Here is a 23,518-nt window from a genome sequence, read left to right as displayed (position 1 = left end):
TGTTGATACATTGCATTCTTAAGGATTAGCAACATCCCACGAAACCTCTGCAAAAGGTTTTTCTAAACGATCAAAGAGTCTGAACGTACCAGCTGTGGTTGTCCCACTGATATAGGGTAATGTTTGCCCAGGAGCCGGATTGGCATTTAGCCGGTTCAGGCGACGAAGATCGACAAGTCGATGGCCTTCGTAGAATAAAGAATAACGCCGCTGTTTTAATATCTCATCTATATAGTCCGATTGCTGGGTGAACGAAGCAGCTGTTCGCGCAGTTAGTCCACCCGCTTTGGTCCGGATAGTATTAATATCTTCCAGCGCACCAGTAGTATTGCCCGTCTTAGCCTTTGCTTCAGCAGCAATTAGAATTAGTTCCTCGTTGCGAATAATGTCCAATGGCGCAGTCTGTGACGAGAATAAACGCACCTCATATGTACTTGGAACAGTATTACCTGAACGTGCCGGGCCAGTGCGCAGAGGGGCCTTCGACAAACGCAAGTCTCCAGTCTCTGCTTCTGTCACAAAATTGGGAGCCGCCACGATCAAAGCATTCTGCGTACCGTTGGCTACTTGGTAATAAGGATTGCCAGCATCACCAGCTACTGTTGGGGCAAAGACAATTTTAGGACCTATGGTTAGACTGCCAGCAGGATCGTAAAATGATTGACCAAGTGCAGCCAGAGTGCCAGCATTGTCTCCTTGATACAGTGCTACCCGTGCTGCTAAGGCTCTGTTTACTTTTAAAAATGTCGTGGGAGTGTTAAAGCCTGCATAACCTGACGATAGAGGAAAGGCAAACGTAGCACCGGCTGCTGCTAGCTCCGTAGCAGCTTGATCGAGTAGCTGCCGAATGTTTGTAAGGGCCTCCGCTGGCGGAACAAACTTGCCGGGCTTCAAATAATCATCTAAATCAACCCGAATGCCATTCTCGCCCATCAAATTAAGCAAGTGCAACTTTCCCAGAGCTTCGTACGTGTGGCAGAAGCCTGCTATGCCCTGTTTTTGTTGATCGCTGATAACCGCAGTAGCTTGTGCTGAAGCAAGAAATACCTTCGAAGACCGGATCACTCGTCCGAAGCCATTATAGGCAGCACTGCTATAGAAAGCGTTGTTATCCAACGCCCCGCGAGTACCAAGTAACTCTGTATACCAACGCGGCTCATTTAAAGCTAGGTTGAAGACCTCGCGACCTAGAGTGCCAAGAATTTGATTGTTTGGTCCGTTGTTGACGTGCCCAAGCCGGAGCGACGCTTCTACTCCTACTCCCAAAGCATTGAGCTGCGCTTGAGAAGCATTCGTGGTAACATCTGTCAAACTTGGATTGGTAGGATCTGTAACTTTGTCAACTTCTACAAGGTCACAGCTCGTGAATACTCCCGCCAGTGTCAGAGCACTGACAAGTGTAAGCATCTGAGACTTATTTCTAGGAAAACTATACATTGTTGAGAATCATAAAGAAGTGAAGTAGCCGCACAATTTTCGGTCTATTAAGGCTACTAGAAGTCAAGATTCAAGTGAAAGAACACGCGGCGAGTCGCGGGGTATGGCAGCAAGTCAACTTGAGCTGCAGTAGATGTCTGACCGAAGTTGGAGACCTCAGGGTCATAACCTGAGTAGTTAGTGAAGGTGAGCAAGTTATTTCCTGATACACCTACACGAATGTTTCTCACGTAATCTTTGAAAAGGCTGGTCCGCAGATTAACAGGAAGTGAGTAATAAATTGAGGCTTCTCGCAACCGCACATAGCTGCTGTTCTCGATGAAAACGCTGCTCGAAGCAGTTCCTCGTAGCTGTCGATATTCACCCTTATTTAGTTCAGTTCCAGCATCGCCCGTCTGACCGCTGGGTTCGCTCCAATCCTTACTAGTTCCATAAACATCAGTTTGCGCATAGGTCAAATTGCTATTGTAGCTGTCTTTCTTCCAAGCTAGCAAAAACGAGAGTTCAAGGTTTTTGAATAGCGTAAATGTGTTTTGAAAAGACATTTGAAATTTCGGCTGCGCATTACCATAACCAGTCAGGTTGCTGGGAGTACCGGGGTTGTCAGCAGCACTCACAGGCGTACCATACCAGTGGGAAGGAGAGTCATTTAGGGCAAAGTACGTCTGTCCGTAAGTTGAGCCAAACCCGCTACTAGCGGAGAAAGCAGGTACAATAATGCGTGTTACTTTCGAGCGGTTGTACCAGAAAAGGTTATTCGAACTCCAAGTAAAGTTCTCGGATTGGAAAGGCACTACCCCTAGGCTTAGCTCCAGACCATTATTGCGTAGATCTCCTACTGGGAACGCACGGATGGATGTTACACCCGTACTAGGTGCTGTTACATAAGTATTGACAATGTCCTTGATCTTCTTATTGTAAAAGGTAGCTTCGATGTTGACGCGCCCATTAAGAAGCCCAATATCAATACCAGTCTCCAACTCTGTAGCCCGTTCCGGGCCAATAGCTAGGTTGCCCACGACGTTGGATGGTGTAAAGCCTGGACGGTTGCCAATGCTTATGCTTGTCAAAGGGGAAAAAGTACCTCCAAAGAAGGCAGGTCCGCCCGTTTGGCCATACGCAGCACGTAGCTTTACCAGGTTTACCTTCTCTACAGACCAGAAGTCAAACTTAGCTAGGTTTACGGCTAACGAGCCTTTAGGAAAAGCATACAGTTTGTTAGGGTCTCCATTGCGGCTAGATTTATCAAAACGGATGCCCGCTGTTGCGATAATTTGGTCTCGGAAGTTTGCTTCTTGTTGCGCTACATAACCTACGTCGGCTTGATCGGTCAGTTGAACATCTTGCGTAACGAGTGAGCCACGATTAGGTAATAGCGGACCTGGTACTAAGTTTTGCCCCTGTTGATAGCTTAAGTTAGAGTTCAACCCGAGACGCACTAATCCAACTTGTGAGGTCAAATTCACATTTTGCCCTAAGGTGAAATTGTAAATTAGGAAACCTTGCAGATTGTAATTAAAAAATTCATTCTTAGCAATACGTACTGCTCCAGGGTTAGCTGAGCTAGCCTGCGATTGCAAGTCAGATGGTAAGGCTAGTAACGCAGTGCTGCTGGCGAAATCAACACCTCCTTGAGCTGCAAAGCGCAAGGAAGACTTTTCTTTTTCGATCAGGTGTACTGTTGCATTGGCAGCTTGCGTCACACGGTTAGTTGTCTCCTCGTTGACGGCACGCTCAACAATAGCCAACGGGTTATCTCCTGTATAATCGGAATTAGGATATAAGCCTGTCACAGGATCCTTATGCAACTCAGCATAAGTAGGAATCTGCGTTAGTGAGTAAGCTAGGCTAATACCATTATTGTCATTGCCGGAGAAACCCCTGCGGTTTTTCGAACGGTTATAACCAGAGCTTATGCCTAAGTCAATGAGTTTACCGATTTTTTGGTCTACGTTAGCACGAATAGAGCTACGGCTGTAGTCCGTATTCTTGACAATACCATCTTCCTTAGTTGTCGAGCCTGACACGTAAAACTTAGTTCGATCTGATCCTCCAGACACGCTTACATTAGTATTGCGTAAGAAGCCTGTATTACCAAATATTTCTTTTTCGTAATTATACAGCTTGCCACTTGCCTGTGCAGCTGCTAGTTTTTGTTTTTCCTGCTGAGCGCGTGCAGCCGAATAAAGATTCACTCGGTCGATCTTTTCTGCTGTCCAAGGGTCATCGCTCAAGCCCAGCAAATGCCTAGCCTGTGTGAAACCTAGGTCTTGAGAAACACTCACCCTAGTTTGGCCAGCTACTCCACGTTTAGTTTTGATAATGATTACCCCGGCGTTAGCACGCGTACCATAAATAGCTGCTGCACTAGGTCCTTTCAGTACTTCTATTGACTCTATGTCATTGGGGTTCAAGTCAGACAAGCGGTTAGTACCATTGTCCTGGTTTGTACGTCCTGTTGCACTTGCGGCTCCTGTAAAAGCAGTACCGCCGGCGCCGTTCCCTACTTCATCGGATACAGCATACACTCCATCTATAATATAGAGTGGTTGAGAGCTACCTGAGATGGTGGAAATACCCCTTAATTGGATGGAAACACCGCCACCAGGCGCACCACTAGTTTGTGCAATATTGGCGCCTACAATCTTGCCATTTAATGCAGCATCTACAGTAACTGGACGGGTACTGCCATACAGATCCTTTGCACTAACCGTTGTTACAGCATTAGCTAGGTTAGAACGTTTGATTGTAGTAGCTAGGCCTGTTACAACTACTTCATCCAATTGACGATTATCTGCTGCTAATGCAACATCTACCGTAGTAGCATTGCCGATGGCACGCTCCAAGGTGACAAAGCCAATAGAGCTAAAAGTGAGGGTAGTAGCCGAGGCGGGGGCGTTGAGAGAGTAGGTACCTTCGGAGTTAGTAGAGGCGCCAACAGTAGTACCTTTCACGAGGACGGTTACCCCAGGTAAACCTTGCCCAGTCGCACGGTCTGTAACCCGACCAGATATGCCTTTCTCTTGCGCTGCTGCTTGCCTTAGCAAACTAAAGGTCAGCACAATAAACCAGAATAGAATTCTTTTCATACAGTTATAGATGGGGTGAAAAAAGAATAATAGAGAAGAGGGTTTTGAAGATTTTTTCAAGTTAAGATAAAACTTCGAAAGCCCGTCAGTAACTAAAGATCCTTACAGTACTGAGTTGTGAAACTTCTCTTTATTGCGGATCAATTATGTCTATACAATATTTAATTGTCTAAAAAAAAGACAATTCACAACTCACAGGTTTTCAGTATTAAAGTAAATTTTTGATGATTTTTTAGAAGAGAAATAATGATACTGAGTATCTATTGTATAATTTAGGTCTAATCTGTGACATTTTACCTAAACTTTTTACTCCCTTATCCACACATCTTCAGCACTTTTCACCAAAATTCTTCACCAATGAAGCAAACTTTATTTTTGTTTTTACTATTCGTTACCAGCTTGTTGCAGCAAGCAGTAGCTCAAGACCGAGCCATTTCCGGCAAGGTTACTGACCGGGGCACAGGTCAAGGCTTGCCTGGCGTAACTGTGCTGGTAAAAGGCACTGCGCTAGGCGCATCAACTAACTCAGAAGGCAGTTACTCCATCAATGTTCCTTCCTCTGCGACAACGCTAACCTTCACCTCTATTGGCTATCTGTCAGTCGAACAACCTATCACTGGTTCTACTATAAATGTTACGCTTGCTAATGACACCAAGCAGCTTGGTGAAGTAGTCGTGACTGCCTTAGGACGTGAGGAAGAGAAACGTAGCCTAGGCTACGCTGTGCAAGATCTTCAAGGCAACCAATTAACGCAAGCGCGCGAGACCAATGTGGTTAACTCCTTAGCCGGTCGGATAGCGGGTGTGCAAATTTCCAATAGCACTGGCGCAGCTGGTAGCTCTTCCCGAATTGTGATCCGGGGCTCTAAATCCATCTCAGGTAGCAATCAACCCTTGTTTGTTATTGATGGACAGCCAATTGATAACTCAAGCTTCTCTAACAGCTCTTCGGGTGGAGGTGTCGACTATGGCAACGCCGCGTCTGATATCAATCCAGATGATATTGAAAGCCTCACAGTACTTAAAGGTGCTAATGCTACCGCACTTTATGGTAGCCGTGGTGCTAACGGTGTAATTGTTATCACAACAAAGTCTGGTCGTAAGTCACGTGGGCTAGGCATTAGCATCAACAGCACAACTAGCTTTGAGTCGCCCTTAAAAATTCCAGATATCCAGGATCAATACGGTCAAGGTAGTGGTGGGGAGTTCTCTTACGTTGACGGCGCAGGTGGAGGAATCAATGATGGAACAGACGAAAGCTGGGGCCCTCGATTAGATGGACGTCTATTGCCACAGTACAATTCGCCAGTAGTGAACGGTGTTCGCCAAGCCACGCCTTGGGTAAGCCCCGGCAAACAAAACATACGCAACTTTTTTCAAACAGGCCATACTCTTACCAACAACGTTGCTCTCTCAGGAGGTAATGAAAAAGCAGGTGTCCGGGTATCGTATACCAACTTAGATCAGCGTGGTATCTTGCCTAATACTTTCCTGCGGCGGAATACCGTCAATGTGAATGGCGGCGTAGATATTACAAGCAAGCTCAAATTCAGCACTAACGTCAACTACTCTGAAACCCGTGGCCGCCGTCCTGGTCAGGGCTACGACGAGTTGAACGTAATGCAGCAGCTTTATACTTGGTTCGGTCGTCAAGTACGCGTACAAGATCTGAAGAGTTTATACAAGAGCACCAACAGCAACGCTAGCTGGAACTCCAATTATCACAACAACCCTTACTACGTTCTTTATCAAGCTACCAACGACGACTTACGGGACCGTGTTATTGGTAATCTAACGTTGACATATGCTTTAACGGACTGGCTTACACTAACCGCCCGCACGACGAACGACATTTATAATCAGTTCAATCAGCGCAGAGTACCTAGCCAAACCATCAGCAATGATGTGTACGATGATTACACGGAAGAAAAAATTCGTGTGTTAGAGCGTAACACGGAATTTTTGGCTAATGCGAACAAGAACTTGTCTGAGGATTTCAACCTCGATGTTTTGGTGGGAGCTAACCGTCGTGACAACCGCTTGAATCGAAGCCAGATTGCGGCACCTGAACTGGCTGTACCTGGTCTATATTCCTTGGGTAACTCATCGACCCCGTTAGTAGTAAATAACAACTTTGACGCAAACGGCAACCAGAACAACAGCCCAGTACTTAATCCTGTCTCCAACAGGCGCATCAATAGCGTATACGGTTCTGCGCGTATTGGCTATAAGAACTTTGCTTTTCTAGGTGCCTCTGCTCGTAACGACTGGTCCTCCACACTTCCAGCTAACAACCGTTCGTTCTTCTATCCTTCTGTGGATGCCTCGGTTGTATTAACGGATGCTTTCGGTATTCAAGAATCTTTTCTATCGTTTGCCAAAATCCGCGGGGGATACGCTGAAGCTGGTAATGACACTGATCCATACAGCTTATTAAATATTTACACTGGTGGGCAACCATTCGGCAGCCTACCTACACAAACTGTATACAACCAGAACTACAATCCGAATCTAAAGCCTGAGCGTACCCGTTCAGCAGAAGTGGGGGTAGAGGTTCGCTTCCTGCAGAACCGGATTGGTTTGGATCTCACCGGTTACAAGACCAATACATACGATCAGATTCTGAACGTACTCACGTCGGCCACTACAGGCTACACAGCAAATCTGCTTAATGCTGGCCAGATTTCTAACCGTGGTATTGAAGCTGTGCTAACGGTTTCTCCACTTCCCGCTACTGCCGCTTTCCAGTGGAATCTCACAGCTAACTTTGCTGCTAACCGCAACCGCGTTGTTAAATTTGACGATGCTGGTCAGATCCAGAACTACGTAATTGGCCAGTCAGGCTTCGGTGTCAACATTGAAGCTCGTCGGGGCGAGAAGTATGGAGCCATCTTCGGCGATGCTTTTCTTCGTGTACAGGACGGTGAGTACAAGGGCCAAATCGTTTATGGTAGTGATGGTACCCCGCTCGTTGATCCTACTCGTCGCATTTTGGGCTATTATCCACCTAATTGGCTTGGTGGTCTTACCAACCAATTCTCTTATAAAGGCTTAAATTTTAGCTTCACAATTGACACCCGTCAAGGCGGCAACTTGCAAAGCGAAACTAACATGTGGGGTGGTTATTCCGGTGCACTTAAAGCCACACTAGCTGGGCGTGAAGATGGTATTATTGGAGCGGGAGTGCAGCAAAACGCTGACGGCACGTACCGTCCGAATGATGTGCGCGCCACGGCCGAGAACTACTACCATGGTTACTACTACAATGCTCGTGAAAGTACCGTTTACGATGCTTCGTTCGTGAAACTGCGCGAAGTGCGTTTCGGCTATCAGCTTTCTAAGTCACTCGTGGAGCGAACTTTCTTCAAAGGCATTGGATTATCCTTCGTTGGTCGTAACCTATGGCTGATTAGCTCACATGCGCCGGGTATTGATCCTGAAACATCTTTCAACAGCGGCAACACACAAGGATTAGAATCGACGCAGATCCCGTCAGTTCGGAGCTACGGCTTCAATATCAACCTGACGTTGTAGTGCTCAGCCTGCTAGTTTTTTGCAGTGCTTTCAACCTTCTGAATTCAACAAAATATGTTTTTCAACTACCGAAAACTTGCCTTAGCCCTGCCTTTAGCATTAGGGCTCGGGGCTTGTGACCAAGGGTTAGAATCGCTAAATGTTAACCCTAACAACCCAACTACTGGCGACCCCGCTTATATTCTGACCAACGCAGAGCGAGCAAACATCTATCGCTTATTTGATACTCCGGCTAGCATGGATGGGGGATTACTCATCATCCAACATTGGGCGAAGGTACAGTACACCGACGAGGATCGTTATGCTTTCCGCGCTACTTCCTATCAGAGTATCTGGGATGGATTTTACGCAGGAGGCTTACAGGATTTTAACGAATTAATCCGTCAGGGTCAGGCTACCAACAATCCAAATCTGCAAGCTGTAGGTTTGATTATGCGCAGCTACTTCTTTTCGGTTCTGACCGATATATACGGAGATATTCCGTACTCGGAAGCGCTACGCCTATCTGACAATATATTGACTCCTAAGTATGATACGCAGGAGCAGGTATATGCAGGCGTTATAGCAGACTTGAAAACTGCTGCTGGCTTAATAGCCGTGAATGGAGCAGCGGTGAACGGAGATGTTCTATACGACGGTAATATGGCCAACTGGCAACGCTTTGCGAATTCATTGCGACTTCGGCTGGCGATGCGGTTAGTTGACGCCAAACCTGACGTTGCTAAAACTGAAGTAGCTACGCTACTCAACGGTACTACCCCAGTGTTCGCCAGTAATACTGATAACGCCGAGTTTACTTTTTTGAGCAACACGCCTAACACCAACCCTATCTACAATAACCGTTTGACGCGAGATGACTATCGAGTAAGCCGGACGCTTACCTCGAGGCTCGCTCGCCTCAAGGATCCACGTTTATCTGTGTATGCTAATCACCCCGAATGTGGTGATTCTGCCGCCTTCTACCGAGGTATTCCAAACGGCTTGACCAATGCGGCAGCTTCAGCATTTGGTCAATTTTGTAGTTCGTCTAAAGTTGGCAGCTATTTCGCAGCTGCTGAAGCGCCGGGGGTACTTATGACTTACTCGGAGGTCCTGTTCTTCAAAGCAGAAGCTATAGCTCGAGGTTTCATAAGTGGTAACGCTGCAACTGAGTATCAAAATGCTATTCGAGCTTCTATGAGCCAATATGGTTTTAGCGGAGCTGACGTTACGACCTACCTAGCTCAGCCCAGTGTCGCTTATAATCCTGCGAACTATAAGCAAAGCATTGGCGACCAAAAGTGGATTGCCCTATATGGTCAGGGCGTCGAAGCGTGGTCAGAATGGCGTCGTCTCGATTACCCTCAACTGAAAGTAGCAGTTAGTCCCGTTGGGGCTGCAAGCGGCAAAATTCCTGTACGCTTCCGTTACCCCGCTAACGAACAAACGCTAAATGCTGCCAATCGCGCTGAGGCTGTGACCCATCAAGGTCCTGATTTACTTACTACTAAGCTGTGGTGGGATAAGTTATAAATCGTAACTTATATATGTGTAAATAAAAAGCCCTGTAGAACTCTACAGGGCTTTTTATTTACACATATATCAAAAGGCCAACTAATTTTTTTAGCACATCCATATAACATATTACAACAACTTTAAGTGTTGTAGAGTATGATAGTATTAAGCTTTTTTGCAAAAGAGGTACTTTTTTTGAGGTCATATAGATGATTATAACAGGTCATTATCTATTTTAGATGCCTGTTTTCGTTTTATCAAACCTTTTTTTGCATGAAAAGACTCTTACTCATGAGCTTTTTGCTCATGATCACCCTGTTACAACAGGTATCAGCCCAAAACCGGACGATTTCCGGACGGGTGACGGATCGGCAGACTGGTGAAGGTCTGCCAGGCGTAACTGTACTTGTGAAAGGTACCACGATAGGTATATCAACTAATTCAGATGGTACTTACACTCTTAGTATACCTAATTCAACTGCGACACTCACATTTACTTCAGTAGGGTATATTACTCAAGAAAGAGCAATAAGTACAGACAATCAGATCAATGTAGTACTTGCAGCAGATACAAAACAACTCAGTGAAGTTGTTGTAACTGGTTATGGTGGCTCACAGGATGTAAAAGACATCACTGGTTCAGTAGCTCAGGTTAAATCTGATAAGCTTACAAACCAACCTGTACAAAGTGTTGACCAGGCACTCGCAGGCCGGATGGCAGGTGTTCAGGTTACTAATCCTGGTGGTACGCTAGCTGACGGTGTATCCGTGCGCATCCGTGGTACTAACTCGATCAGCGGCAGTTCCCAGCCTTTATATGTAGTGGATGGTGTACCATTGAACACTCGTGAAAACGCTAACACATTCAACGGTGGCAATGGTACACGTTACAACCCTTTAGCTGACATCAACCCCAATGATATTGCATCTGTTGAGGTTCTGAAAGACGCCTCAGCTTCTGCCATCTATGGTTCACGTGCATCTAACGGTGTTATCATCATCACGACGAAGCGCGGTAAGGCTGGACAGACGCATGTCTCTATCAACTCTTGGGCCGGTCTAAACGAGCCAACTCGTAAGCTAAGCCTACTCAATGGGGATGACTTTATTGCCATCCAGAATGAAAAAGCAGCTAATAAAAGTATTGCACCCATAGCTGCAGACGTTGATCTTGATGGCGACGGACAAGTAGATAAAGTACGTACCGACTGGCAAAAGGAAATTTACAAGCGCCAGTTTTCGCAGAGCCACCAAGCTGCTGTATCGGGTGGTACTGACAAAGCTTCTTTCTACGGCTCGGGTACTTATACCGACCAACGTGGTATTATCTTAACTAACCGCTTGCGTCAAGGTGCAGTTCGTCTCAACGTAGACGTTACGCCAAAGAAATGGTTGAAAGCTGGTGTTAGCTCGGGCTATACGCAAACGCTCAACCATGGTGTACTAACCGACGGTTACTTAGCAGGGGCTACTGTTGCTGGTTACAATGCTCCACCTAACGTACCGGTTTACGCTCCTACAGCTTCTACTTCCCCCTACTACATGACGGGTACAGGTTTGTTAGGGGTAGGCGGCAATAACACTGCTTACGTTCTGAACAACTTCTACAACCCTGTAGCAGTAGTTAAGCTTCAGCGCAACGACAACACGTCTCGCCGTTTGTTGGCGAATACTTACTTAGAAATCCAGCCAATCACTGGCTTGCGTCTGACAACCCGTTATGGCGTTGACTACCTCGACAACTTCGAAGATCAGTATAGCGATCCTCGTATTGGTGGCCTAGGTACTGCCTATGGTGGATTGATCCAGGATAACCGCTTGGACCGTACGCAGTGGAACTGGCAGAACTATATCAACTACGATAAAACCATTGGTGAGCAGCACAACTTTGGTGCTACTGTAGGTCTGGAATACCAACAGACTACCGAACAGCAGGTTTACACAGGTGCCGCTGGCATCGTTGACCCAAAATTTAACAGCATCCTAGACGGCTTGTACTCTGGTACCCAGTTCTCTGGCGGTACTAAAAATGCAAATGCTTTCCGCTCGTATTTCGGCCGCGTGAACTATAGCTTCGGTACCCGCTACTATGCTCAGTTTGCTCTTCGTGCTGACGCTGACTCTCGCTTTGGTAAGGCCAACCAGACTGGTTTCTTCCCAGGTGGTTCGGTAGGCTGGCGTATTTCGGAGGAGAACTTCATGAAAGGTATTTCTGCTATCTCCGACATGAAACTCCGTGCTAGCTACGGCTTGGTAGGTAACTCTAACGGCCTAGGTAGCTATGCTTCTCGTGACATCCTGATTGGTGGTGGTCAGTATGCAGATTTGAACGGCCTGTCTGTTACACAAATTGGCAACTCAAAGCTAAAATGGGAGACATCAAAGAAGCTTGATATCGGCATGGATTTGAGCCTACTCAAGAACCGCATTGGCCTCACATTCGACTACTTCAACACTAACATCAGCGGTTTGGTACTCTACGCTCCAACTGCTAACACCCTAGGTATTCCTAGCAGCACAACGGCTCTTAACGGCAGCATCGCGCGTAACGTAGGCTCAATGTACAACCGTGGTATTGAGGCTGCCTTGAACACAACGAACGTAGAGACAGCAAACGGCTTCCGTTGGACTTCTTCCCTTAACTTGTCCATCATCAAGAACCGCATAACGGCATTGAACGATCAGGCTGACTTGCCATCGGGCAACCAGCGTGCTAGCATCGGCCGCTCGCTAGGCGTTTACCAACTCATTCGCTGGGCTGGTGTAAATCCTGATAACGGTAACGCTCAGTTCCTTGATAAGGATGGCAACGTAAAGCAGTATGACGCTGTTCAGGCTAAGTGGTTTACTGCTTCTGGTGATGCAACAACGGCTATCACTCAAAGTGATGCTAAGTACACCACGAAGACGGGTTACCCAACGTGGTATGGCGGTTTTGACAACACGTTCACCTACAAAGGCTTCGATCTAACCGTATTCTTGCAGTACAGCGGTGGAAACATGGTCTACAACACAACCCGTTCAGGTTTGCTGACCACCTACCTCAACAACAACTTAGAGGAAATCAAAGACCGTTGGCAGAAACCAGGTGACCAGACTGACATCCAGAAGCTCGTTCTGCGTGACAACGTTTCGACGCAAGCTTCTACCCGCTGGTTGGAGAAAGGCGATTTCTTGCGCATGCGCCAGATTGGCCTAGGATACAACCTACCTGCAACGGTAACTGGTCGCATTGGTATTTCAAATCTGCGAGTTTATACACTAGTACAGAACGCATTTATCTTCACTAATTACAAGGGTGCTGACCCTGAAGTAAACTCGAACCGCAACAACAGCAACATTGCTTACGGCGTCGATAACCGCTCAGTACCACAAACCCGCAGCTACACTGTGGGCCTGAACTTTACTTTGTAGTAGATTTTTCCATGAAAAAATCGTTTCATATCTTTTTTCGGGCTTCTGTATTAAGTGGTGCGCTACTTACAGTGCTGCCAAGCTGCGATGTATTGCAGCAAGACCCACCCACAGCATTCCAATCTACTGATGAAGCCTTCAGCACTCCCGCACGTGTTGAGCTATCAATGGTAGGCGTGTACAACGACTTACAAAACGCTGAGTTTTTAGGTGGACGTGCTCTGATCTATTCTGATGTTCGTAGCGGCGATACTGATCCTGCTTCGTACTTCGGTGCAGTTCCTACCTTCACCCAGCTATCAACGGATACGTATGCCTCTAACGCTTGGTATGGCGGCTATCGTAGCATCTTTTCGGCTAATACGTTCCTGCAAAACATCCAGGCTCATCCTGGTATAGTTCCAGCTACGCAGGAAGCTCAGTACGTTGGCGAGGCGAAGTTTATCCGGGCCCTAACGATGTTGCATTTAGTCAACCTATATGCACAGCCTTATAACTTCACGGCGGATGCATCACACCCCGGTATCGTTATCCAGCTAACAGCTCCCACAAACGTAGATCAGGCTTTTGATCCGACCTTGCGTTTACCACGCTCTTCCGTACGTGACGTATATACGCAGATCATCAACGACCTTACTGATGCAATTGCCGCGCTACCTGTTGCTACTACGGTAAATAGAGCTACAAAAGGAGCAGCTCAAGCGTTGCTAGCTAGAGTGTACCTCTACAAAGGCGACTATACTAATGCTGCAGCCTTATCTGGTCAGGTGATTACTAGCGCTAAATACGCGTTGAACCCCGACCCATGGACGGTGTTTGGTTTGCAAGGGCCAACTGCCTCTGTAACCTATACATCTCCACAGTCTGTTCCTACCTACACTACTCTTGAGAGTATCTTCTCGGTTGCAATGAACGCGAACGACAACCCCAACACGAATAATGCTATTGGTCAGCATTATGGGGCGACTCGTCGGGCGGACATCTTGATTACGCCATTCAACTCAATAGCAACCACAGTATTCCCAGCCGATGATAAGCGTCGTTTGATGATACGTCCTGTTAAGTCAGGTACAACGACCAACTACTACACTCAGAAATTCAATGCTGTTGACAACTGGGTTCCGATTGTTCGTTACCCAGAAGTGCTGTTGACGCGTGCTGAAGCCCTTGTGCGCTCCACCGGTGTGGTTAGCCAGGAAGCGATAAGCTTGCTCAACCAAGTACGTGATCGGTCCAAAGGCTCTTCACAAGTATCTTATACTCTGGCTAGCTTCATTAGTACGCAAGCCTTTGTGGATGCTGTTTTACAAGAGCGGCGCTTAGAGCTAGCTTTCGAGGGCTTCCGTCTGCCAGATCTTCTCCGTAATAAGCAAGGTGTTCCTGCTCACGGCGGCATCGCAGCTATTCCCTACGGTGATCCACGCTTGGTATTCCCAATTCCGAACCAAGAGACTCTCTTGAACGCGAATCTTGTTCAGAACCCTGGTTATTAATCCAGACTACTCTGATTAATAAAAAAGCCCTGGCTGTAGCCAGGGCTTTTTTTAGGTCTACATATTCTTAAGCTGTAGTACCACTTCCTCGCTCTCAGAAGCTGGTTGCTGAACCCAATTGAGTATTTTGTTAGCTACCTGTTCAGGCATTTGGAGCTGCTTATCAGCTTGTAACTTGATAAATCTCTCAACTTCGCTGAATTGCTGCTCGCCTATTGTGCGAATCTGTTCTTGCATGGCCGTGTCAATTACCCCAGGTGATATAGCCCGAATGCGTATACCAGAAGCACGAATAGCTTGCTCTTTTCGCGCAGTTCGAGTCATCATCTCTAAAGCAGCCTTCGAAGCACAATAGGCTCCCCAGCCATCAACAGGGCGTTGTGCAGCCCCACTGCTGATATTAAGAATAGTACGGGGCACTTGGTAGCTAGCATAAGCACTCAGAAAGGTGTTCATGAACATAGCAGGCACTATTGTATTCACTGTGAAGACAAAGTCGAAATGTTCATTAGGCTGCTCACCTAGGTAACCAATTTCACCAAGCACTCCAGCGTTATTGATCAAAGTGATACTTTCTATGTCCACCCATTGCACAAACACTTTGGAAAGATTATTTTCTACAGCTACACTATCTGACAGATCGAGGGGTTGATGATGGTAGCGGTCATGTTCAATTGTAGCGTGGCGTGCCACTCCAATAACCTTCGTATTATCCTCAGTTAGGATAGCTTCAGCCAACGCCTTACCTAGTCCACGGCTAGCTCCTGTAATGATGTAGTAATGCATACTTGAAGTGGGGAAGAGAATTATTCCTCCCATACGTAAAACGGCTAAAAAAGAGAAGGCAGCTCATGAGCTGCCTTCTCTTTTTTAGCCGTTTTACCTTGAATCAAAGGATATACTGCGTTAGGTCACGGTTGCGAACCATGTCACGCAGGCGCTCCTCTACCAGTTCGCGCGTAATAAGGATATGGGCGTTAGGGCCAATCCGGTCGGGTACATCGAAGAGAATATCGTTGAGCAAGCGGCTCATCACCGTGTGCAAACGACGGGCACCAATATTTTCTACTTCTTCATTTACCTGTGAAGCAATTTCCGCTAGCAACTCTAGGGCAGCTTCGTCGAACGAGAGATCTACGTCTTCAGCTTTCAGCAAAGCTTCGTATTGCTTCGTTAGGGCGTTCTTTGGGTCTTTTAGAATTAAGAAGAAGTCTTCCTTTGTCAAGCTTTGTAGCTCGACACGGATAGGAAAACGTCCTTGTAGCTCCGGAATCAGGTCGCTCGGCTTCGCTACGTGGAAAGCACCAGCGGCAATGAAGAGGATGTGGTCGGTGTGGATGATGCCGTATTTGGTATTTACAGCGCTACCCTCTACAATAGGCAGTAAGTCACGCTGTACACCTTCCCGGCTCACATCGGGGCCTCCCCCACCCTTGCCGCTACGGCTAGCCACTTTGTCGATTTCGTCAATGAAGATGATGCCGGCGTTTTCGGCTTGACGGATAGCTTCGTCTTTTACCTCATCCATATCGATGAGTTTGGCGGCTTCTTCGTCAAGCAGCAGCTTACGTGCTTCGGCAATTGTTACCTTACGCTTCCGTGTTTTCTTGGGCAGCATAGAGCCTAGCATATCCTGCAAGCCCGAAAGCGAAGCTTCATCTAGGCCAGCAGGGCTACCAACCACGCCAATACCGGGTCCGCTATTCTGCTGCACCTTGATGTCAATCTTACGGTCATCTAGCTCGCCGTTGCGAATTTTGACGCGAAATTTCTCGCGGGTACGCTCGTTCAACTCATGGTCAGAATCGGGCATGCTTTGTCCATCAGTTCCGCTGAAGCCTAATGAAGGTTTCACACTAGTAGGCGCGCTAGTGGTTACCGGTGGGATTAATGCATCCAGAATGATGTCTTCTACGGCTTGCGCCGCTTGCACCTTCACTTCTTCTTTGCGACGTTGCTTCACCATGTTCACCGATTGCTCTACCAAGTCGCGAACCATGCTTTCGACGTCACGGCCCACGTAGCCAACTTCAGTAAATTTGGAGGCTTCTACCTTAGTGAAGGGAGCTCCTGCAATGCTCGCCAGGCGGCGGGCAATTTCGGTTTTGCCCACACCCGTGGACCCAATCATTAAGATGTTGTTTGGAACAATTTCCTGCTGCATATCGGCAGGGGCATGCAACCGGCGCCAACGATTACGCAACGCAATAGCAACGTGACGCTTAGCGTCGTGCTGACCAATAATATACTTATCTAGCTCGGCCACGATCTGAACCGGCGTAAGGAAATTGGAAGAATCTAGCATGGGACTGAATAGCCACTAGGGAAGTAGCCGTTTGGAAAATAGAGTACAGGGGAAAGAGTTGACTTTTCTACGAAGAAAAATGCAAACCGGCGCAAATTCAGTAGCGAAAAGCCTGTTACTCACTGAATAGCTAGGTCTTTTTGAATAAAGAATTCAGGTTACGAGCTACCGTCAAGTAGTTACTAGCGCCAGATGCGTGGTAGTAAGCACGGGTATAATCGAGCTGAAATTGACTAATGCGCAGCATTACCCCGAAGCTCATGCCGGCTCCAGCTGAACGTGTATCAAGCCGAAGCTCTCGACGATGCAGGTGATTATAACCCACTCGCAGGTTGAAGTTCTTGCTTAATATAACTTCGCCACCAACCACAAAGTGGCGTGCGATTTTGTCACCAATGGTCTTCTTAGGCTTCACCTCGTTGTTGTTCTCGTCTAGCTGCCCACGTTGATTCGGGTCGAGGTACACGATATCAAACTGCTGCAGATTATAAGCGGTAAGCGAAAACCGGATCGGCATGTGCTCCGGCTTTATTGAAGCACCTAGCTGCACATCAAGCGGCATGGGTTCATGCCCGGCGCCAGCATAGGTTTTTAGCTGATAGCCTACATTTTTAACCGTGAGCCCCACATTGAAGTCTTTCGTCGGGTGCTTAAATAAAGCGCCGACATCAGCCAATGCCGCTACCGAATGATTGCCAGCAATGCCGGATACTCCTAGCTTGAGCGTGCCTGCCAATACAAAATTACCGCTCGTGTATGCATCAGAAACGCCTACTGCATATTCGTTCACGGAGAAGTTACCTAGGCTGTTCCCGGCCGCGTCAAACCCCTCAAAACTGCCGTAGTTCAGGTACGTTAGGCCCACGCCGAAGCGACCGGCATGCTCAGTATTGAACACGTAAGCCGCCGTCGTTTGCTTAATATCAGCTAGGTAATCGACGTAACCAAGGGCCAGCGTACCGTCCATCTCTTTGTTGAGCAAGGCGGGGTTGGCGTAGAGCATGGTAGCGTCGCCGTCGCGGGAACTAACGTTGGCCCCACCTAGGCCCGCTAGCTTTGCACTGTTGGGAAGGTTCAGAAAGGAAAAGGCTTGTTGCCCCCCAATCTGTGCGTGGCCAGCCCGACCAGCGAGCAGACTACCGACGAAAACTAAAGATGCTATAGAGTGGCCGCGTAGCAGTCGAATCATTGACCTAACGTATAGAAGTTTTCGATAACTGAAGATAAGACGCGACTACCTACATTTTATTGTGTAAAAGAAGAACGGCCGAAGAAACGATTGATTTTTCTTCGGCCGCATCATTCTCTCTTATGCTACTTCTACACTCGGCGCAGGCGATGAAGACAAGGGTTCATCACGCACGATGAGCGGCATTGGGTCGCTCACTTTCTCTTCTAGTAGTGCCACCCGCAGCACATCGTCTACCCGGTCAGCATAGTGAACGGTAAGATCCTTCAGATACTCAGGGGCTATTTCGTTGATATCCTTCCGGTTCTTTTCACAAAGAATAACGTCGCGAATACCAGCGCGCTTAGCAGCCAGAATCTTCTCTTTGATCCCGCCCACCGGTAGCACTTTGCCGCGCAGCGTAATTTCGCCTGTCATAGCTAGGTGGCTGCGGATTTTACGCTGGGTAAAGACCGACGCAATACTGGTAAAGATGGCAATGCCAGCGCTTGGTCCATCCTTTGGTACGGCGCCCTCTGGGAAGTGAATGTGCAGATCGTATTGGTCGAAAAGGCGGTAATCAATGCCTAACGACTCAGCTCGGCTGCGCAGATACGACAAAGCCGTTACAGCCGATTCCTTCATCACGTCGCCTAGCTGCCCCGAGAGCGTTAGCTTACCCCGACCGCGGCTGAGGAGGCTTTCAATGAAGAGAATATCTCCGCCAACCGAAGTCCAGGCCAAACCCGTCACAACGCCGGCTGTTTCGTTGTCCTGATACAGGTCACGGTCGAACGTGGCGGCACCTAGGATGCGCGCTACGTCTTTCGGCTCGAGTACTTCCGGGAAGGACTCTTTCATGGCCTTGCTTTTGGCAATGTTGCGGGCAACAGCACCTAGCTTACGCTCCAAGCTGCGCACGCCTGACTCACGCGTGTAGTCGTCGATTACGCGTTGTAGCGCAGCCGTTGTGATGCTCACATCTTTCGAAATGAGTCCATGATCGGTGAGTTGTTTAGGCCACAGGTGCTTCTTAGCAATCTGCGTTTTCTCCTCTAATGTATAGCCCGTCAGATCGATAATCTCCATCCGGTCGCGTAGGGCAGGCTGAATAGTATCGAGAGAGTTGGCTGTAGCAATAAACAGCACCTTCGATAGGTCGTACTCCACCTCCAGGTAGTTGTCGGTGAAGGTAGAGTTTTGCTCCGGGTCCAATACTTCGAGCAACGCTGAGCTAGGGTCACCGCGGAAATCGGAGGCAATTTTATCAATCTCGTCGAGTACGATAACAGGGTTCGAAGCGCCTGCCTTCTTGATCTGCGAGATAATACGGCCTGGCATCGCCCCAACATAGGTTTTACGGTGCCCTCGTATTTCGGCCTCGTCGCGTACGCCGCCTAGCGACATCCGCACGTATTTACGCCCTAATGATTGTGCGATGGAGCGACCTAGGGAGGTTTTACCCACGCCGGGCGGACCATAAAGGCATAGGATCGGAGCCTTCATATCCTGCTTCAGCTTCAGCACAGCCAGATACTCGATGATGCGCTCCTTTACTTTTTCGAGGCCATAGTGGTCGGCATCGAGAATCTTCTTGGTGCGCTTCAGGTTAAAGTTGTCCTTCGTGTACTCAGCCCAAGGCAGGTCGAGCAAAAACTCCACGTAGTTCACGCTAACTGGGTACTCGGCAGCCTGCGGGTTGATACGACCTAGCTTATCGAGCTCTTTATTGAAGTGCTTGGCAACGGCTTCAGGCCACTGTTTTGCCTTTGCTCGTGCCCGTAGCTTTTCTAGCTCCTGATCAGGGCCATCGAAACCTAGCTCATCTTGCAGCACTTTAATCTGCTGCCGCAAGAAATAATCGCGCTGTTGCTGGTCGATGTCGGTATGGACCTTACTCTGAATCTCGTGTTTGATCTCCAGCAGCTGAATTTCCTTCAGCATCATCTCCAGCAGCGTAGTGCCGCGCTCCACACCGTCGTTTATCTCCAGCAGTTTCTGCTTCAGCCCCACCTCCACATTGATGTTTGAGGACAGAAAATGAGTCAGAAAAGCTGGAGAATCGATGTTGTCGAGGGCTACCTGAGCTTCCTGCGGAATTTCTGGATTGAGCTTGAGCATCTTCACTGCTGCATCTTTCAACGACGCCACCAATCCCTTCAGCTCCTGCGAGCTTTTGCTGGGAAAGGTCTCGGGGAAGTAGCTCACACGTGCCGTCAAAAACGGCGTATCTTGAGTAGCTTCCTCAATCTTGAATCGGCTCTGTCCCTGAATGATGATGGTTGTGTTTCCGTCAGGCAGCACCAACAGCTTCAGGATGCGCGCCATCGTACCTATCTCGTAGATATCCGCTAGGCCCGGATCGTCACTTTGGCTGCGCTGCGCAATCACGCCCACAATCTTGTTACCCCGATAGGCCTTGCGTACCAAGCGGATACTTTTCTTACGCGTAACTGTAACGGGCAACACCACACCAGGAAAAAGCACGGTATTGCGCACGGGTAGCAGCGGCAGCTCCGTCGGTGCATCCTGCTCGCTCATCGGCTGGTCAGGGTCGGTTGCAACGATGGACACCATCTCCGACGGATCATCGGCCATCAGCAACGAAGAAAAAGGACTGGGCTTACGCGAATTGCGGTTATGGCTCATTGGAAGGAACGACGAAAGGGCGACGTTGTCAGAATGACAGCTTGACAACACACCTGCATACGCTTGAGTTAGCGCTTTCCGAAAAGTACAGGTTTGTCAAGTGCTATGCCACGTCTAGTTTAGTTCAATTTTGGCTTTCTTCTCCGACAAGGCGGCACGTGCGTTGCGTAAGTAGCAGCCAACGCGACAGACACCAACGAACGGCGAAAGGCATCAAAAAACTGCTATTTTTGGTGCCTACCTTATTTTTTGGGTCAGTTTTAGTGCTATGCTACTTTATGCTTCGTTTTTTACGCTCGCTCCTGCTCTTTCTACTTCTGCTCTCGTCAACTGGCATTTACGCGCAGCGACCTAGCACTACACCTCCTTTGCAGCAGCGTAAGCTTACCGGCAAAGCTAGCGCCCGATTGCGCCTGCACCCCGATGCTACGCCCGACTTTCCGAACGTAAACCGCCTCGCGTACTATCAGAACAAAAAAGAGCTGAAAGCCATTCAAAAAGCGGAAAAACGCCACAATTGGGTTCAAGCACGCAATTTACTAACTGCATACGTAGGTCAGTTCGGTATTCAGAATTTTTACAAAGATACACCGCTACTCTGGCGCCTAGGACAACTCTGGGAACGTACCGGCAACGAAGAAAAAGCGAAGGCTTACTTCCGCCTGGCTCTGAAACACCGCCGTCAAGATCTGAAAAAGGTGCAGCTCTATTATGACTCACTGGAGCAGAAAACGGCTGATTTCTACGTACCACTGAAGGTATACTACGACCTAGTAGAATACCGCAAGAGCATCACCGCATTCCGTCCACCTAAAGGCGTGTATACGAGCATGGGCGATGCCATCAACTCCAAAGCAGAAGACTACGGCCCCACGATCAACTCCGACGCAGGGATGTTTATCTTCTCTTCCAAGCGTAAGATGCGGGGCATCAATGGTGTAATAGACGAAGATCTCTACACCTCGCGAAAAGAAGGCGTTTCGTGGACAGATGCAGAGCCTTTGCCTAAACCTATCAATAGCTCCTATAACGAAGGCTCAGCATGCATCACGAAAGACGGCCACACCATTTACTTTGCTCGTTGCGAGTGTCCCAACTGCCACGGCAACTGCGACTTATTTGTATCAACCTTCAAGGATGGGCAGTGGTCGGTCCCGAAGAGCCTAGGTACACAAGTAAACTCCTCGGCCTGGGATTCACAACCGACTTTATCGCCGAGCGAAGACACGTTGTATTTTGCCTCCGACCGCCTTGGCGGGTTTGGTCTCTCCGATATTTGGTACACCCACAAGCTGAAGAATGGCCAATGGGCGCGCGCCGAGAACATGGGCCCCGTGGTGAACACGCGCGAGAGTGAAGTAAGCCCTTACTTTCATCCGCTGTACAATGTGCTGTATTTCAGCTCGCGTGGGCAGCTGCTGAACTACGGCGACTTCGACATCTATAAGACGTATCGGGTGCAAGGCCGATGGCAGGAGCCACGTAATATTGGGCCGCTTGTGAACGGTAAAGGCTCAGAGTACTACTTCACTATCGATGGCGAATCGAAAAACCTATACTACGCTCGCTCGGAAACGCAGGATATGAAGAATCTCGATCTGTATTCCTTTCCGCTGCCGATGGAAGCTCAGCCGCTTGCCACGACGCGTGTGGAAGGCAGCCTCATAGACTCACTCACGAACAAGCCGCTGAACGGCACCATCAGCATCATTGATACTGACAACGGAATCGAAGTTGCCAGCAAATACGTGCGCCCCGATGGCTCTTTCGACTTCGACCTTATCGAAGGTTCGCACTATGTGATGTTGATTCAGAGCCCAGAGTCGTTTAGCGTGCAGAAGCAGTTCGTTCTGAAAGGCGACACAGTCATGAAGCTGCTGAGCAACTCGATTGACTACAAGCTGCCGCTCATTTTCAAAAACATTGAGTTCGATGCGGGCAAGGCTACTATTCGCCCTTCCATGCACAGTACACTCGACCGTATTGCGTTGTTCCTAGGCGAGAACCCTAGCTTCCGCCTTAGCATCTCGGGCCACACGGATAGCAATGGTGACCCGGATGTAAATGAGAAATTGTCGCAGGACCGGGCCGAATCGATTCGGCGCTACATTGAACAAAAGGGCAAGCTTCAGCCCAACCGCATCGAAAGTATGGGCTACGGCAGCACCCAGCCGCTAAAAGCGGAAGTCACGGAAGAAGATGCCCGCATCAATCGCCGGGTGGAGTTCCGCCTCATCAAACCCGACGGTGACAAACCGGCTGAGGGTGGTGCAGGCTGGTAACTTGATTCTTTGTCGTTCCGAGCGCCGCAAGAAACTTGGGTCAATCATACGATTAAACTCGGATTCTTCGCGGCGCTCGGAATGACAAAGCGCTACCAAGTCAGCTTTTGACTTTCGTCGCCGTCTTTAAACAGCGCACTTTGCTTTTTGCCGTTAGCTTCCACGTTCACGATGTTCATTTGGTCGGGGAAAGTGTCTTCTAGCAACGAATGACGCAGGTAAATACCGTTTATCGGTTTGGCAAGCTTCACGGCAAAGTAGAGCCAGTGCGCATCTGTTTCTTTCTGAATGCCAATAAACTGAATAGGCAACGTTTCGCCGGGTTTAGTGCCGAACACAATAGAACGTCGTAGTAAGGCACTTACTAAGGCGGTTACTTGTGGCTTTGGTGATTGCTCAAGACTGATTGACCTAGGTTGACCGGTTGACAAGGCTTTCTCAAAATCATCAGTAAAAACTTTGAGCGCCACTTCAAGCTGCTGCTTACTTGCATTGTAGTGCAGTTCCATGATGCTAGCATGGTAGGTATGGGCAGCAGCCAGCAAGCTGATCAGGAGTGTGGCAACAAGCAAAGACAAACGACGCATAACGCAAACAATAGTAGCACAAAGCGCCCCTCTCATCGCGAAGAGGGGCGCTTTGGGGGCCGAGGC

12 protein-coding genes are annotated in these 23,518 nt (G+C 48.4%); 5 read left to right on the top strand and 7 right to left on the bottom strand.

Annotation, left to right across the window (positions count from 1 at the left end; translation table 11 throughout):
* Positions 1-18: 18 nt before the first annotated feature.
* The gene (locus tag SD425_RS05825) at positions 19-1,407 is read right to left on the bottom strand and encodes a RagB/SusD family nutrient uptake outer membrane protein (protein WP_324676373.1); all 1,389 of its coding nucleotides are present in this window, start codon (positions 1,405-1,407) and stop codon (positions 19-21) included.
* 86 nt (positions 1,408-1,493) lie between these two features.
* On the bottom strand, positions 1,494-4,526 hold the full coding sequence (locus tag SD425_RS05820) for a SusC/RagA family TonB-linked outer membrane protein (RefSeq protein WP_324676371.1): 3,033 nt from the start codon (positions 4,524-4,526) through the stop codon (positions 1,494-1,496).
* A 285-nt stretch (positions 4,527-4,811) separates the two neighbouring features.
* Here SD425_RS05820 and SD425_RS05815 point away from each other — a divergent pair, with 285 nt between their 5' ends.
* The 4 genes from SD425_RS05815 (at position 4,812) to SD425_RS05800 (ending at position 14,461) form a co-directional block, all read left to right on the top strand.
* Positions 4,812-8,060 carry a SusC/RagA family TonB-linked outer membrane protein gene (locus SD425_RS05815; protein ID WP_324676369.1) on the top strand — a complete coding sequence of 1,083 codons (3,249 nt, stop codon included), beginning with the start codon at positions 4,812-4,814 and terminating at the stop codon, positions 8,058-8,060.
* Positions 8,061-8,114: 54 nt separating this feature from the next.
* Positions 8,115-9,572 carry a SusD/RagB family nutrient-binding outer membrane lipoprotein gene (locus SD425_RS05810; RefSeq protein WP_324676367.1) on the top strand — a complete coding sequence of 486 codons (1,458 nt, stop codon included), beginning with the start codon at positions 8,115-8,117 and terminating at the stop codon, positions 9,570-9,572.
* A gap of 255 nt (positions 9,573-9,827) precedes the next feature.
* Complete coding sequence (locus SD425_RS05805; RefSeq protein WP_324676365.1) at positions 9,828-12,968, top strand: TonB-dependent receptor; 3,141 nt, start codon at positions 9,828-9,830, stop codon at positions 12,966-12,968.
* Between the two features lie 11 nt (positions 12,969-12,979).
* Entirely contained in the window at positions 12,980-14,461 is a 1,482-nt protein-coding gene (locus SD425_RS05800) for a RagB/SusD family nutrient uptake outer membrane protein (RefSeq protein ID WP_324676363.1), read from the top strand.
* 57 nt (positions 14,462-14,518) lie between these two features.
* On the opposite strand, the gene SD425_RS05795 is transcribed toward SD425_RS05800, so the two are convergent.
* From SD425_RS05795 to lon, 4 genes are all read right to left on the bottom strand, one after another.
* Complete coding sequence (locus SD425_RS05795; protein WP_324676361.1) at positions 14,519-15,247, bottom strand: SDR family NAD(P)-dependent oxidoreductase; 729 nt, start codon at positions 15,245-15,247, stop codon at positions 14,519-14,521.
* Between the two features lie 103 nt (positions 15,248-15,350).
* Complete coding sequence (hslU, locus tag SD425_RS05790) at positions 15,351-16,766, bottom strand: ATP-dependent protease ATPase subunit HslU (protein WP_324676359.1); 1,416 nt, start codon at positions 16,764-16,766, stop codon at positions 15,351-15,353.
* 130 nt (positions 16,767-16,896) lie between these two features.
* Positions 16,897-17,955, bottom strand: coding sequence for a type IX secretion system protein PorQ (gene porQ / locus SD425_RS05785; RefSeq protein WP_324676356.1), 1,059 nt, complete (start codon positions 17,953-17,955; stop codon positions 16,897-16,899).
* Between the two features lie 120 nt (positions 17,956-18,075).
* Positions 18,076-20,583, bottom strand: a complete 2,508-nt coding sequence (gene lon, locus SD425_RS05780) for an endopeptidase La (protein ID WP_324676354.1) — start codon at positions 20,581-20,583, stop codon at positions 18,076-18,078.
* 278 nt (positions 20,584-20,861) lie between these two features.
* Here lon and SD425_RS05775 point away from each other — a divergent pair, with 278 nt between their 5' ends.
* Positions 20,862-22,865: an OmpA family protein gene (locus SD425_RS05775; protein ID WP_324676352.1), complete on the top strand. Its 2,004-nt coding sequence runs from the start codon at positions 20,862-20,864 to the stop codon at positions 22,863-22,865.
* A 92-nt stretch (positions 22,866-22,957) separates the two neighbouring features.
* Here the strand turns inward: SD425_RS05775 and SD425_RS05770 are convergent, their stop codons facing one another.
* Positions 22,958-23,452, bottom strand: a complete 495-nt coding sequence (locus SD425_RS05770; protein ID WP_324676350.1) for a DUF6702 family protein — start codon at positions 23,450-23,452, stop codon at positions 22,958-22,960.
* Positions 23,453-23,518: the final 66 nt, after the last annotated feature.

Origin of the sequence: Hymenobacter sp. GOD-10R (assembly GCF_035609205.1) — a bacterium.
Taxonomy (GTDB): domain Bacteria; phylum Bacteroidota; class Bacteroidia; order Cytophagales; family Hymenobacteraceae; genus Hymenobacter.
The sequence above is the reverse complement of the archived record's forward strand: the minus strand, read 5'-3'. Positions and strand labels throughout refer to the sequence as shown.

Bases quoted from the DNA above. Each gene is read 5' to 3' on its own strand.
- SD425_RS05805 (WP_324676365.1), top strand. From the start codon at position 9,828: ATGAAAAGACTCTTACTCATGAGCTTTTTGCTCATGATCACCCTGTTA.
- SD425_RS05800 (WP_324676363.1), top strand. From the start codon at position 12,980: ATGAAAAAATCGTTTCATATCTTTTTTCGGGCTTCTGTATTAAGTGGT.
- SD425_RS05825 (WP_324676373.1), bottom strand. From the start codon at position 1,407: ATGCTTACACTTGTCAGTGCTCTGACACTGGCGGGAGTATTCACGAGC.
- SD425_RS05820 (WP_324676371.1), bottom strand. From the start codon at position 4,526: ATGAAAAGAATTCTATTCTGGTTTATTGTGCTGACCTTTAGTTTGCTA.
- SD425_RS05795 (WP_324676361.1), bottom strand. From the start codon at position 15,247: ATGCATTACTACATCATTACAGGAGCTAGCCGTGGACTAGGTAAGGCG.
- porQ (WP_324676356.1), bottom strand. From the start codon at position 17,955: ATGATTCGACTGCTACGCGGCCACTCTATAGCATCTTTAGTTTTCGTC.
- hslU (WP_324676359.1), bottom strand. From the start codon at position 16,766: ATGCTAGATTCTTCCAATTTCCTTACGCCGGTTCAGATCGTGGCCGAG.
- SD425_RS05775 (WP_324676352.1), top strand. From the start codon at position 20,862: ATGCTTCGTTTTTTACGCTCGCTCCTGCTCTTTCTACTTCTGCTCTCG.
- SD425_RS05770 (WP_324676350.1), bottom strand. From the start codon at position 23,452: ATGCGTCGTTTGTCTTTGCTTGTTGCCACACTCCTGATCAGCTTGCTG.
- SD425_RS05810 (WP_324676367.1), top strand. From the start codon at position 8,115: ATGTTTTTCAACTACCGAAAACTTGCCTTAGCCCTGCCTTTAGCATTA.
- lon (WP_324676354.1), bottom strand. From the start codon at position 20,583: ATGAGCCATAACCGCAATTCGCGTAAGCCCAGTCCTTTTTCTTCGTTG.